The sequence below is a fragment of the Treponema sp. OMZ 798 genome (assembly GCF_024181385.1).
Lineage (GTDB): Bacteria > Spirochaetota > Spirochaetia > Treponematales > Treponemataceae > Treponema_B.
Genome location: NZ_CP051305.1, coordinates 2,268,268 through 2,282,613, shown reverse-complemented (window position 1 = coordinate 2,282,613; position 14,346 = coordinate 2,268,268). Strand labels below are relative to the sequence as shown.

13 protein-coding genes are annotated in these 14,346 nt (G+C 38.3%); 12 read left to right on the top strand and 1 reads right to left on the bottom strand.

All coding sequences use genetic code 11. The features are described from left to right. Positions 1–18: 18 nt before the first annotated feature. The 12 genes from cobJ (at position 19) to E4O07_RS10480 (ending at position 13,395) form a co-directional block, all read left to right on the top strand. Positions 19–741 carry a precorrin-3B C(17)-methyltransferase gene (gene cobJ / locus E4O07_RS10535; protein ID WP_253685577.1) on the top strand — a complete coding sequence of 241 codons (723 nt, stop codon included), beginning with the start codon at positions 19–21 and terminating at the stop codon, positions 739–741. Continuing rightward, a complete protein-coding gene (gene cobK / locus E4O07_RS10530; RefSeq protein ID WP_253685575.1) occupies positions 738–1,496 on the top strand; it encodes a precorrin-6A reductase in 759 nt (252 codons plus the stop codon). Before cobJ ends, cobK begins: the two co-directional genes overlap by 4 nt. After that, positions 1,483–2,250 (top strand): ABC transporter ATP-binding protein, encoded by a 768-nt coding sequence (locus tag E4O07_RS10525; RefSeq protein ID WP_371921923.1) that lies wholly within the window; start codon positions 1,483–1,485, stop codon positions 2,248–2,250. The genes cobK and E4O07_RS10525 overlap by 14 nt, the downstream gene beginning before the upstream one ends. 181 nt (positions 2,251–2,431) lie before the next feature. Beyond that, the gene (locus E4O07_RS10520; protein WP_253677452.1) at positions 2,432–3,361 is read left to right on the top strand and encodes a hypothetical protein; all 930 of its coding nucleotides are present in this window, start codon (positions 2,432–2,434) and stop codon (positions 3,359–3,361) included. A 200-nt stretch (positions 3,362–3,561) separates the two neighbouring features. Continuing rightward, complete coding sequence (locus E4O07_RS10515; protein ID WP_253685571.1) at positions 3,562–4,464, top strand: Fic family protein; 903 nt, start codon at positions 3,562–3,564, stop codon at positions 4,462–4,464. A gap of 144 nt (positions 4,465–4,608) precedes the next feature. Beyond that, on the top strand, positions 4,609–5,373 hold the full coding sequence (locus E4O07_RS10510) for a nucleotide exchange factor GrpE (protein ID WP_253685569.1): 765 nt from the start codon (positions 4,609–4,611) through the stop codon (positions 5,371–5,373). An 18-nt stretch (positions 5,374–5,391) separates the two neighbouring features. Continuing rightward, the gene (gene dnaK / locus E4O07_RS10505; protein WP_253685567.1) at positions 5,392–7,338 is read left to right on the top strand and encodes a molecular chaperone DnaK; all 1,947 of its coding nucleotides are present in this window, start codon (positions 5,392–5,394) and stop codon (positions 7,336–7,338) included. A gap of 91 nt (positions 7,339–7,429) precedes the next feature. Next, complete coding sequence (gene dnaJ, locus E4O07_RS10500) at positions 7,430–8,566, top strand: molecular chaperone DnaJ (protein ID WP_253685565.1); 1,137 nt, start codon at positions 7,430–7,432, stop codon at positions 8,564–8,566. An 85-nt stretch (positions 8,567–8,651) separates the two neighbouring features. Further along, on the top strand, positions 8,652–10,103 hold the full coding sequence (locus E4O07_RS10495) for a PP2C family protein-serine/threonine phosphatase (protein ID WP_253685563.1): 1,452 nt from the start codon (positions 8,652–8,654) through the stop codon (positions 10,101–10,103). A gap of 5 nt (positions 10,104–10,108) precedes the next feature. Next, positions 10,109–12,235 (top strand): PP2C family protein-serine/threonine phosphatase, encoded by a 2,127-nt coding sequence (locus E4O07_RS10490; RefSeq protein WP_253685561.1) that lies wholly within the window; start codon positions 10,109–10,111, stop codon positions 12,233–12,235. A gap of 51 nt (positions 12,236–12,286) precedes the next feature. Continuing rightward, a complete protein-coding gene (locus E4O07_RS10485; RefSeq protein WP_253685559.1) occupies positions 12,287–12,568 on the top strand; it encodes an STAS domain-containing protein in 282 nt (93 codons plus the stop codon). 23 nt (positions 12,569–12,591) lie between these two features. Beyond that, entirely contained in the window at positions 12,592–13,395 is an 804-nt protein-coding gene (locus E4O07_RS10480) for a M15 family metallopeptidase (RefSeq protein ID WP_253685557.1), read from the top strand. On the opposite strand, the gene E4O07_RS10475 is transcribed toward E4O07_RS10480, so the two are convergent. Further along, entirely contained in the window at positions 13,392–14,336 is a 945-nt protein-coding gene (locus E4O07_RS10475; protein WP_253685555.1) for a cation diffusion facilitator family transporter, read from the bottom strand. The genes E4O07_RS10480 and E4O07_RS10475 overlap by 4 nt on opposite strands. Positions 14,337–14,346: the final 10 nt, after the last annotated feature.

Below are 14,346 nucleotides of genomic sequence, written 5' to 3'. Positions count from 1 at the left end.
ATTTTAAAGGAAATAAAATTGAGTAAACTATTTGTTGTAGGTATCGGCCCCGGCGGGCCGGAACAGATGTCGGTTCAGGCTGTCGAAGCCTTAAAAGAGTCCGAAATTATCGTAGGCTATTCGGGCTATATTGAATATGTAAAACCCCTTATCGAAGGAAAAGAAATTTTTCAAACCGGAATGACAGGCGAAATTGAAAGATGCAAGTATGCGGTTTCAAAGGTAAAAGAAGGAAAAACCGTAAGCATTATAAGCACTGGAGATGCCGGGCTTTACGGAATGGCAGGCCCCATCTTGGAACTTGCTCCCGATTTAAATGTCGAAATAGTTCCGGGCATTTCCGCAGCCTTTGCCGCGGCTTCACGGCTGGGTGCCCCACTGATGCATGATACGGCCCTTATCAGCCTTTCAGACAGGCTCACCGATTACGAGATCATAAAAAAAAGGCTCGAGCTGGCGGCCGAGGGAGACTTTGTAATAGCCCTTTACAATCCCAAATCTAAAACTCGCACCCGTTATATCGAAGAAGCCGTAAATATAATCTTAAAATTCAGGTCTCCTAAAACGCCTGCGGGCATAGCAAAAAATGCCTGCCGCAATAATGAAGAAGTTATTGTCACCGAGCTTCAAAAAATAGACTATGAGAAGATCGATATGTTTACCCTTATCATCATCGGGAACAGCAACACCTATATCCAAAACGGAAAAATGATTACGCCCCGAGGTTACGAGATTAAATGATCTGGATTATAGGCGGAACGACCGAGGCCGGAAACCTTGCAGACTTTTTAAAGGAAAAAAATGCACCCTATATAATGAGCGTTGCAACGGAAGAAAGCAGGGATTTTTTTAAAAACCATAAACTTAAAATCGGCAGAATGGATGCCCTTCAAATGGAACAATTTTGCATTGAAGAAAAAATAAGCCTCATTGCCGATTTAAGCCATCCCTATGCCCTCATCGTTTCTCAAAACGCAAAAAAGACCGCACAAAACTTGAACATAAAATATTTGCGCTTTACCCGCGGAGCTTCTCAATCCTCAACCGATTTTGACCAAAGTAATTTTTATACCTTTGATGATATGGAAGGTCTTTGCTCGTTTTTAAAAGAATTAAAATCTTCTGTTGTTTTTTTTACGACAGGTTCCAAGACCCTTGCCGATTTTGAGGTGTGCCGTTCTTCAAACCGCTTTGTGTACCGAATTTTACCCACGGTTGACAGTGTCGAAAAATGTAAAAATGCAGGAGTGACGACTCAAGACATAATTGCCATGACAGGCCCCTTTTCTCAAAATTTAAATGAAGCTATGTTTAAAGAATACGGAGCCTCCTATGTTGTTATGAAGGACAGCGGAGATGCCGGAGGTACAAAAGAAAAGCTCGCCGCCTGTGAGACCCTCGGTATAAGGGCCTTAATTCTAAGGCGGGGAAAAGAAGAGGGCATTAAAGGCTTTGAAGAATTTAAAAATGAGGTTTTAAAATATGGACATGCTTAGGATAGAAAATTTAAGCCTTTCCTACGGAGAAAAGCATGTTGTTCAAAACCTAAACTTGAGGGTTAAAAAGGGGCAGGTGGTTTCGATAATCGGACCGAATGCTTCCGGTAAGTCTACCATTTTAAAAAGCATAGCAGGAATTATAAAACCTGCCGGCGGCAAAATCTTTATCGAAGAAAAAGACATCTCAAAAATGGATTCCAAAAGATTAGCCCAAAAGGTTTCTATTCTTTTGCAGCAAAACAGAACTCCCGACGATATAAGCGTTGAAGAGTTGGTCTATTTCGGCCGCTATCCGCGGAAAAAATGGTTTGAGGGTTTTGAATCTTCCGACAAAAAAATAATAGAAGAAGTTATGCGGCTTACAAATACCCTTTCCTTGCGCGATAAAACCTTAGAAAAACTTTCAGGCGGAGAAAGGCAGAGAGCTTGGATAGCCATGTCCCTTGCCCAAGAACCCGATATTCTTCTATTCGATGAGCCTACAACCTATCTGGATTTGGCCCATCAGATAGAATTCTTGGAACTGGTAAACCGTCTAAACAGGGAAACGGGCGTTACGGCCGTCTTGGTTCTCCACGATTTAAATCAGGCCGCCCGCTACGGCAACTACCTTTTTGCCATGAAAGACGGCCGACTCTTTGCCCAAGGCAGTCCCCAAGAGGTTCTTACCCCTCAAAATATTTTAAGCATCTATAAGATAGAAGCTGATATCATCAATAGATCCGACAGATTGGTCGTAATTCCAAGATAATGCATAGATAAACGCCGCTGCAATCTGGTTTACAAACTATGGAGAAATATGAGAGTGGAAAAATGTTTAATTTAATCTAAAATTATGGAATTACGGACTTGAAAAACATGATTTTTTGAGGTAGTATTTGGACGGGTTTAATGTATGTTAGAATGACGCCTATCGGCGCGAGGAGAAAAGAATGAGAAAAGTAGTATTGGTGATTGTTTTATTTTTTTCAGTTAATTGCCTGTTTTCTGAAAAGAATAAATATTTTTTTTATGTTCCGTCAACTGAAGAAATGCAGGTTTATTTTAGTATGAAGAATTACCTTTCAGAATGGGATGCCGGCAAACGTGTAGTAGATGATTTAACTTTCGATAAAATATATCAAAATAATATTGGAAAAGAAACGATAAATAGTCTACTACTTGAAAGTTTTTTTAGAAATACACGAAATGCCAAGATACAACAGCAATTAAAAAAATATATAAAATCCAATAAAATTGACTCATCATTTTCAAAAGCAATAGTAAAGAAAATTGATTCAAAATTAGAAAAACAAAAGACATCAGAAAAAGAAGTATGGAGATATAATTATGATGATAAGGAATTTGATGAGAATATAAATTTATTCAATTTTAGAGAAGCGAATGTGTTTAATAATAAACTCGGTATGCTGCTCTTTGATAATGATTGGAATCAAATTTCTTTTAGTCAAAAAGAAAAGACTTCCGAAGATAAATTTTTTCTGATTTACGGAGGTGGTACAAACTCAATAACAATTAATTTCTATGAGAAAAATGGAGTAAAGAGAGAAGATTTGGATGTTGCGATGAACCAAGGCTATTATAAAAACAGACATCCAAATAATTGGCAGTCAATAGAGTTGGAGCGTGAAGGAATTTTATGGAATTGTGGAGCCGATAAATATATTATTGCTTTCGGAAGTGACCCGGAAGGTAGTTCAGCAACCTTTAATGCATATCTTTATGATGAAAAAGAAAAAAGATTATATTTGATGAGTACATCAATGAATTTTTCAAATATCAATATGTTTTATTCTGAAAGATATAGAATATATAATTATTTACTTTTCAATTCATTGTTTTGTTTTATAAATAAAAAATAATCAGTTCTAACACTCATATTCAACCTGCCATTGCGGAGGAGCCGCAAATGCAGGTTAAGCGAATGCTAGACGACAGCCCTCTGAGCCGGTAAAGTAATATAAATGTACAAATAAACCGTTTTATTGTCGGCAAAATAAAATTGAATTTAAATACATAAATCCGCTTTATATATTGCCGATAATGTGTTATAATATTACCTATGAATAAGATAAAATACATATCTGTTAAAGAAACTGCAAAGCGCTGGCAAATCAGTGAACGTAGTGTAAGAAATTACTGCTTGCAGGGTAGAATTGCGGGGGCTCTATTAGAAGGTAAAACATGGAAAATCCCTTCCGATGCAAAAAAGCCTCATCGAAAAACTCGTCATACAGCAAAACAAGATACTCTCTTATCATTTCTTAAACGTGAAAAAGAAGCCGGTCTGAAAGGCGGAATTTATCACAAAATTCAGATTGACCTTACTTATAATTCAAATCACATCGAAGGTTCAAAACTTACCCACGAGCAGACTCGATTCATTTTTGAAACAAGAACTCTTGGCGTTACAGATGACGTTGTTAGAGTTGATGATATTGTTGAAACAGTCAATCATTTTCATTGTATTGATTTAATAATAGAAGGTGCACATACGAAACTTTCAGAAAGTTTTATAAAACAGCTTCATTATGTTCTAAAGTACGGTACAACTGATAGCCGAAAATCATGGTTTAAGGTTGGGGATTATAAAATGCTGGAAAACGAAGTGGGCGGTGATGAAACTACAAAACCTGCGGATGTTGCAGCAGAGATGAAAGCATTATTAACGGAATACAATTTAAAAGCCAAGATCACTTTTGATGACGTCTTAGATTTTCATGTCCGATTTGAAGCTATTCATCCATTTCAAGACGGTAATGGCCGTATTGGAAGATTAATAATGTTCAAGGAATGTCTTAAACATAATATTGTCCCTTTCATAATTACTGAAGAACTAAAAATTTACTATTACAGAGGAATTAAAAAGTGGAAAAATGAAAGAGGTTATTTAAGAGACACTTGTCTTACCGGACAGGATTTAATGAAGCAATATTTGGATTATTTCGGTATTATGTATGATTAATTATTATTTTAATTAATAGTGCTTGCATGGTTCTGCAATAAAAATCTTAAAAAATACGGTATGATTTTAGAAAAGCCCTTGACCCTTTTTTTTTCTATTAGTATCTTCTTATAAGATAAAGTTATAGCTATTGTTGGAGTTCAAATGAGTAAGAATCATGAAAAGCAGGCCGAAAACAAACAGGCGGTGAAGGAAGACCTTGAAAAAGACCTTCAGCCTAAGGGTGAGTCTGCCGTGAAAGATGAACAAGGGGCCGTATGTTGTTGTGAAGCTTCAAAAGAAAATCCTCAAGAAGAAAAAGCAGAGCAAAACGCTTCTACCGGCGAAACATGCGGAAAAGAAACGGAAAATGATGAGGCTTCTGAGCTTGCAAAAAAACTTGAAGAATTGGAAGCTCAATGTAAGGACTGGCAGGATCAGTATTTGCGCAAGGCCGCGGACTTTGAAAACTACCGCAAGCGCATGATTAGGGAAAAGCAGGAAGCTATCGACTATGCAAACAGCAATCTGCTTTTGGATCTTGTACAGGTTCTGGATGATTTTGACAGAGCTATCGATGCAGGTAATAATGCCGGCAAAAATCAAGGCGGAGAAGCCGCAAACAATGCCTTTGTTGAAGGCGTTGTGATGATAAAAAACCAAATGGTTTCTATGCTGAGTTCGAAGTACGGCCTTAGCTATTACCCCGCAAAGGGAGAAGCCTTTGACCCGAATCTTCACGAAGCGGTTTCGATGATTCAGTCTCCCGATGTAAAAGAGGCTGTTGTAGGAGAAGAGCTCCAAAAGGGCTATAAACTAAAGGAAAGAGTGATCCGTCACTCCAAGGTAATGGTCTTAATGCCTGCCCAAAAGCAGGATGAAAAAAAGGCGGAAGAAAGCGAATCCGCCGATAAAACAAACGAAAAATAGGTATAGGAGATATTGAAAATGGGAAAGATTATAGGAATTGACTTAGGAACAACAAACTCTTGCGTATCGGTAATGGAAGGCGGCGAGCCTGTCGTTATACCGAACTCTGAAGGCGGAAGAACAACTCCGTCCATCGTAGGCTTTACCTCAAAAGATGAAAGGGTTGTAGGACAGCCTGCAAAAAACCAAATGATTACCAACCCCGAAAGAACGGTTTACTCGGTAAAGCGCTTTATCGGACACCGCTACAATGAACTCACAGACGAGTTAAAGCGTGTTCCCTACAAAATTGTAGCTCAGGGCGACGATGTAAGAATCGATATTGACGGAAAACTTTATTCCACACAGGAAATTTCCGCCTTTATCTTGCAGAAAATGAAAAAAACAGCCGAAGACTATCTCGGCGAAACCGTAACCGAAGCCGTTATTACAGTTCCGGCTTATTTTAATGATGCTCAGAGACAGGCAACAAAGGATGCAGGAAAAATCGCCGGTTTGGAAGTAAAGCGAATTATAAACGAGCCCACAGCCGCTTCCTTGGCCTTTGGTTTTAACAAGGACTCCAAAAAAGAAAAAACAATCGCCGTATATGACCTCGGAGGAGGAACCTTCGATATTTCTATCCTTGAACTGGGTGACGGCGTTTTTGAAGTAAAATCCACAAACGGAGATACCCACTTAGGCGGTGACGACTTCGATAACCGAATAGTAAACTGGCTCGTTGACGAGTTTAAAAAGGATACCGGTATCGACCTTTCTAAGGACAGAATGGCCTTACAGCGCTTGCGCGAAGCTGCCGAAAAGGCAAAGATTGAACTTTCTTCCGTTGCAAATGCCGATATAAACTTGCCCTTTATCACAGCCGATGCAAACGGGCCTAAGCACTTACAAAAGAGCCTATCCAGGGCTAAGTTCGAGCAGATGACCGAAGACCTTTTTGAAAGAACAAAGGAACCTTGCCGCAAAGCGTTGAAGGATGCAGGCATCACTCCCGACAAAATCGATGAAATTCTTTTGGTCGGCGGTTCAACCCGAATGCCCAAAATTTTGCAGATTATAAAAGAAATCTTCGGTAAAGAAGGCTCTAAGAGCGTAAACCCCGATGAGGCCGTAGCAATGGGAGCCGCTATTCAGGGCGGTATCTTGGGCGGAGACGTTAAAGATGTTCTTCTCTTGGACGTTACTCCGCTTTCATTGGGTATCGAGACAATGGGCGGCGTATTTACTCCCCTTATCAACCGAAATACCACGATTCCGACGAGAAAGAGTCAGGTCTTCTCGACAGCTGCCGACGGACAGACTGCCGTTTCCATCCATGTATTGCAGGGTGAGCGCGGTATGGCCAGCCAGAACAGAACTCTCGGCAACTTTGACCTCGTAGGTATTCCTCCGGCACCCCGCGGTGTTCCGCAGATTGAAGTTACCTTCGATATTGACGCAAACGGTATCGTTCACGTTTCGGCTAAAGACCTGGGAACAGGAAAAGAACAGCACATCCGCATCGAAAGCTCCAGCGGCCTAAGCGAGAGCGAAATCGACAGGATGGTTAAAGAGGCTGAAGCCAATGCCGAAAACGATAAGCTCGAAAGAGAAAAGGTTGAGGCAAAGAATAATGCAGACTCTCTTATTTATCAAACCGAAAAGACTCTTAAAGAAATGGGAGACAAGATAGGAGCTGCCGATAAGCAGAATATTGAAACTGCAATAGCCGATTTACGACAGGCTCTTACTTCGGATAATACGGCCGACATCAAGGCAAAGACCGAAAGCCTCCAGCAGGCAGCCTATAAGATTGCTGAAGAAATGTACAAGCAGCAGGGCTCTCAGGCAGGAGGAGACCCCAACGCTGGTGCTCAGGGAGCTCAGCAGGGCAGCCCCAATTACGGCGCTTCCGGATCAGGTCCCAACACCGGTACAGCCGATGATGTTGACTATGAAGTCGTAAATGATGATAATGATAAATAAATTTTAAGAATTGAAACGGCGGAGAAAGAGACTTTAGATTTTATAATTTCTCTTTTCTCCGCCTATTAAATTTTTATACTGGGAGTTTTTAGTGCCGGCATCTAAAAGAGACTATTACGAGGTTTTAGGCGTAGATAAAAGAGCCTCAAACGACGAAATCAAAAAAGCATATCGAAAATTAGCAATCAAATATCATCCCGATAAAAATCAAGGGGATAAGGCAGCAGAAGAAAAATTTAAAGAAGCTACTGAAGCTTACGAAATTCTTATAGACGAAAAAAAGCGCAGCATGTACGACCAATTCGGCCATGCCGGTGTAGACGGAATGTCGGGCGGCGGAGGCTATGATCCTTCTGCTTTCCAAGGTTTTGAAGACATCTTCGGCGGAAGCTTTTCCGATATTTTTGAAAATCTATTCGGAGGCGGCTTTGCCCGTGCTTCAGGTTTCGGAGGCCGTCATGCCGGCCCTATCCGCGGATCCAATCTGCGCTATGATCTTCAAATTTCTTTTGTTGATGCCGTTTACGGGAAAAAAGCTGAGCTCAGCTATACCCGCAACGAAAAATGCGCCGAATGTCACGGCAGCGGAAGTGAAAGCGGAAGCTCAAAGAGAATGTGTCCCGATTGTAAGGGTACGGGACAGGTACGTCAAAGTACCGGCTTCTTTTCTATATCGAGGCCATGTCCGACCTGCGGCGGCGAAGGCTCTATAATCGAAAAACCGTGTAAAAAATGCGGAGGAAACGGCTTAGAGCGCAAAAAACAGCGCATAATCGTTACCATTCCTGCCGGGGTCGAAAACGGAAAACGCATTACTATCCCAAGTCAGGGAAATGCAGGTCAATCGGGAGGAGACTATGGAGACCTCTTTGTATTTATCTTTGTTCAAGCTCATCCTCATTTTGAAAGAAACGGAATAGATCTCTACTGTGCAGTTCCTATTTCGATGACACAGGCTGCCTTGGGAGGAGAAATAAACATCAAATCCCTTGACGAAAAAACCTTAAAGCTTAAAATCCCTGCCGGAACTCAAAACGGAAAACTTTTGAGAATCCGGGGCGAAGGAGTTCCTACAGGAATAGGCCGAAAGGGCGACCTTTACATTCAAATACAAGTGCAAATTCCTTCAAGGCTTTCTTCAAAGTCAAAAAAACTTTTGCAGGAAATTTCCGAGCTTGAAGGCGAAAACGAGAATCCGAATCTCATAGCCTTAAAGGATTTGCCTTAAAATAGACAGTTTGAATTTTTTTTACTTTATACTTTATCTTTATTTTATTTTATGGTATAATACCTCCTAAGCTGGAGAGGTCATAATGATAAAATTACGCAAATTACTTTCTAATATTCTAATAAGTATCGGGATGGGTAGTGTTTTTGCTCTTTTCTTGATATTTATAAGTCCAAGGTTTTTGTTTTTAGGTAAATTTTATTCGGCTAATGACATGACTCTGGCTTTAAGCCGCTTGGCAAGGATCCCTGAGATAACTCAGGTTCACCGTTTTATCATAGGTGCCTTGGTCTTTGTCATTGTAGCAATCTTTGCAGACTATCTTATACGTACCTTTTATAAGAAAATAGAAACTAGAGCATACGATAAGCCTAAAACTAAGATTTTTGCCGAATTTTTAAAAAAAATCAGGTTTTGCTACACAATCGAAAATTTAATAGACACCGTACAAAGTGAGCTTGAGTATTCAGGCGATTGTTCTGTAATGCTTGTAGATCCTATAGAAAATATAGTATTATACAATAGCACTTCAAGATTTGTTTCCTCTCCCGAAACTTTTACCTCTCTCCATGAAATTACGGCAGAATACAAGCCCGGAGTTTATTTTTTTAATGCAGATATGCAGGATTGTAAACTGAAAAATGCCCGTATTGCTGCGGTAATCTTAGAAAAAATGCAATTTTTTATTATTTGCGGATATTTTAACGAGGTTGAACCTGAAATTTTTAATACCATGTTTTCGGAATTTTTGAGTTATCAAAACAGGGTTACTACTCTTGAACAGCTTTTATACTTCTCGGAATTAAGTCAGGAATGGAATATGGTTGCCGGCACACAAAAAGCTTTTTTACCTCAAAAACTTCCTGAGATGCCTATGCTTGAGTTGGCAGCTTATTTTAAGCCTCTTGTAAACGTATCGGGCGACTATTATGATGCCATCAAGGTTGATGAACATAAGACCCTCTTAGTTGTAGGAGACGTTTCCGGTAAGGGCCTTTCAGCTGCATTGGTTATGGGTATTGTTGTAAATACAATTAAAATAGCAAAAAATAAAGAAGATCTTCCTGCTCTTGTTTTGGCGGTGGACAGCGCAATAAAACGAATGGGGCTCTTGGATAAATATACGGTTTTATTTTTGGGATTGGTTGATACCGAAAAAATGACTATAAAATATGTTAATGCTTCAATGGAAGATCCTATGATTCTCACTGAATCTCCGGACGGTTACAAGGTAAAAGTGCTTGAATCTACTTGCAGTATTGTAGGCATAATTGAGTTCGATAAAATAGAAGTGCATGAAAGGCCTCTTTATAGGGGGGACGTAATTTTAATGATGACAGACGGTGTTCCTGAGGCTATGAATGCTGAAGGTGTCGAATTAGCTGAGACCGGCACATACATGGAGTCTATAAAATCCTTTGTTCAATATAGTGCAGATGATATAGTGCAAAAAGTTGCCGGCATGGCTTATGCTCATGCAGGTAATCAGTCCATGAGAGATGATATTACTATAATGTGTGCTAAGGTTAAGGGGTAAAAACTATGGGCCTGATTGTTTTTGTATTCTTTTTTCTTGTTGTCTTAACGATATTGGCTATAAGTCTTATTTTTAAAGAAGAGCCTTATGCAAGAGATCTTTTTATGATTGCCGGAACGACAGTATTAACGACCCTGCTCTTTTTGACCTTGATATTGGCATTATATTTTAACTTTTCAGGTGTGGTTTTTATTGTATCTAAAATTTTCATGATAGGTATGGTTTTAATTTCATTTTTTACCTTACAGTTTACCGTTAAAATGCCGCACTTTGAACTTAAGAAAAATATTTCTTTTACAGTGTTTAATGGTATTTTACATTTAGGAATTGCTTCATTGGCAATTTTCTTTGTAAAAGGATTCTTTTGGAATCCCTTATCCGGTTTTAAATTCACGTCAACTATGATAGCGGGAAATCCTGCCGCAGATATCTTTGAAAGGCTCCTCCTTTTGTTTGTACCTGTTTTGGCCATGTTGATTTCTATATATAAAATTTTTAAGGAAGGAAGTAAAATCTACAGGCAGCAGATGATAATTTATTTTATGGCTCTTCTTTTTAGCGTAATTATTTGGAGCTTTGTATATTATCTTTCTACTATTTTTTCATGGGCAATAGCCATAACACCTCTTGGATATCTGCTTTTAGTTTTCTTCACTTCATTCGGGTTTTCAACCTCAATGGTATATGATAGAAAACAGCTGTTCCTTGCCTTATTGAGGTTTTTGATTTTTATTTTAGTCTTTGCTGCCGTAACAGGATTTTGGGCTTCATGGGTTCTTACCTATGTCCGAAATTTTTATCTTCAGATATTTTTGTTGATTGTAGGTGCTCTTGTTTTTCTCGTTATTAGAAATTTTGTTTCTCAAAAATTTAGATGGTTCTTGGGAGATACATCCGAATATGCAAAGGCCATAGAGGAAAAATTGCAACAGGTTGACTATACGGAAGGCCGTGAAAAAGTTATGGAAAACTTTTCGAATATTTTGTTGGAACAGCTAAATGCCGGCTCTATCAATATTTTGATTACTAGTGACAGCGAAATATTGGAACCTGTTTATTCGACAATAAACGTAACTTCTACTTTTGATGCTAATCAGCGTATCTTTGAATTTTTATTGAATGAAAATATTCAGGTTGTAATGAGATCTCAAGTTTTGACAAATCCTGCTTTTTTCGGTGTAAGGAGCGAGTTAATCAGCTTTATGAACAGCACGTATGCCGAAATATTGATTTGTGTACGTGAAGGTCAAAAGCTGATAGGCGTTATTTCCATTTCTTCTAAAAAAAGGAAAGAAGCTTATACTACATATGACTTTGATGTATTAAACAGTCTTTATTCTTACTTCTTTTTGGTTGTTTATTATTTACGAAATATTGCAAAACAGGATATAGTTCTAATCCTTGACCGGGAAATAGAAATGTCCGACCAAATTATCGGAGCAATTCAAAAGAATATCGATATCGTCGAAAAAAAGGTTATTGATGTGGATTCGGTCGCCTTTTCAGCCCATCAGTTGGGAGGCGATTTTACAGACTTTATTAGATTGTCTGAAGATAGATATTTATTTTTGATAGGAGACGTTTCAGGTAAGGGATTGAGTGCAAGTATGTCGATGGTTATTTTGAAGTCTGTTATGCATACCTATCTTTCGGAAACTCCCGATTTTAAAGAGCTTGTAGTAAAGATAAATTCATTTATTAAAAATAATCTTCCTAAAGGAACATTTCTGGCAGGCCTTTTTGGTATTATAGATTTTAAGAGCTCAACAATATACTATCTTAACTGCGGTATTCCTCTTATGTCGATGTACATTGATTCTTATAAAAATGTTATCGAAATACAGGGAGAGGGAAGGGTATTAGGCTTTGTAAAAAATATCAGACCATTCTTAAAGGTCAGAAAAATTACAATGAACCGTAATGATGTTATAGTCTTTACGACTGACGGTCTTCTGGATTCTAAAAACTTAAAAGGCGATAAATTCGGAAATGATAGAGTACGCCGCTTAATTGCAGCGAATAAGACTAAGTCTGCTAAAGAGATTTCCAATGCAATATATAAAACTTTTTTGGATTATATTGCCCATGAAATTGAAGATGATATCACTATTATGACATTTAAACATATATAAGGAAGTTTTATGGAGAATTTAATTATTAATGAATCGCATGTATCCGGACGTTTGTTATTAACTATCGAAGGCACTGTTAATCTTTATACATCCGGTGATTTTGAAAAAAAAGTATATTCAGCAATTAAAGACCATGATACAATTTTGGATCTATCAAAGGTAACATCCTTGTCATCGTCAGGAATTGGAGTGCTTATGTCTGCCCATAACGATAGTGAAGATAACGGACACAAAATGTATGTATTGAATCCGGCTAAGGATGTTAAAATGGCTTTGGACACAACCGGTTTTTCGGATGTATTCAATATTATCCATTCTGTTGATGAGATATAAATAATTTTTATAAATATTAAAGTATGCATTCTACTCTAAAGAAGTATTTTTTTCTCTCTTTCTTTTTTATTTTAATACTTTGCATCTATCCAAATGATAAAACAGATTCGGATGAAAATGTATATAAAAAAAATTATGTTGAATTTTCAAAAATTCTTCCGCAAAATATACGCGATAAAATAAACAAAAATAAAAAAAAGTTTTTTAAAGACTTAAATAAAGTTTTGGCTGCAGAAAAAGAAGGAGAATTGATTTTGGTCGATAAAAAGCATCTTCTTGATAATACTTATAAGCCTAAAAACGTTATATTGTTGTTCAATATGAAAGACAGAAAATATCTTCTCGATCGATTCGATATTTATCTGGCAAAAATTGCAGAACGGCCTTTACAAAAGATGGCAGAGGCTGCAAAAAAAGATGGAATAAAAATATGGGTAAGTTCGGCTTATAGACCTTATAATTATCAATCAAAACTTTTTGCAAGATATGTTCGTGTATACGGTAAAAAGAAAGCCTTATCTTTTTCAGCACCTCCCGGGGCAAGTCAGCATCAGCTGGGTACTGTTGTAGATTTCGGCAGTATTTCGAATTCTTATGCCGATACCGCAGCCGGTAAATGGATGTTTAATAATGCGTGGAGATTCGGCTGGTCTCTATCTTATCCTAAAGATATGGAACATATTACGGGCTATAAATGGGAAAGCTGGCACTACAGGTATTTGGGTGTTGAGGCTTGCAAGTTTCAAAAGGAATGGTTTGGCGATATTCAACAATATATGCTGGAATTTATTGACCTTTGGAAAAAAGAGAAAGCAAAGCTAAATTAGTTGTTTATATCTTTTTCGGAAAGCCCGAATCCTTCTTCCTCACAGTTATGAATTCCATAAGGTTCAATGTGTACCATCACATCATAAACATTTTCTATTTTTGCTTTGATTGCAGAAGTTACCTTTTCTGCTATACAATGGCCCTCGCAAATGCTCATTTTTGCATCAACCTCTATATCCAGATCTATATCTAAGAGACTGGCCATCCTTCTTATTCTTGCACGGTGAGGATTATGAGCTCCTTCAACCGAATTCACGGCCTCAAATAATTGTTTATACAAAATATCGTTTGTGTTTCCATCCATCAATTCGACATTCAGTTCCATAAAAAGCTCTATGCCGGACTTCATAATCCAAAGGCTTACCAGCAGGGCTGTAATTGCGTCAAAAAAAGGTGCCTTAAAAAAATGGGAAATTGCAAGGCCTGTTAAAACCGAAGCCGAAAGGATTACGTCATTTGTCATGTTTTTTGCATTGGCTTGAATTATCATGCTGCCGGCCTTTTTGCCTAAAATATGCTGGCTTAAAGCCAATAGCAATTTAATTGTTATTGAAGATAGGGTAACTATGATAGCAAGAATGTGAGGCATAGGAAGAATAACGGAATTTTTATAAACGTTTATAAGCTTGCCTCCTGCCGTAATAAAGAGCTGAAAGCCTGCGATCGTAATTATAAAGGCTAAGATGAGTGAGGCCATGGTTTCTGCGCGCTGATGACCCCATGGGTGCTCCTTATCCGAAGGCCGGCTTATTATAAAACTCACTGCAAGAGTCATAACAGCTATGATAACATCGGCAGCAGAGTCAAGTCCGTCGCCGATTACTGAAAGGCTGTTTGCATAAATTCCTATTACAAGTTTTGCAATACATATTATTATGTTTCCGATAAGAGAAATAAGGGAGGCAATTCTGACAAGTTTTACTCTATTACCGCTGTTCATCTTTTGATTA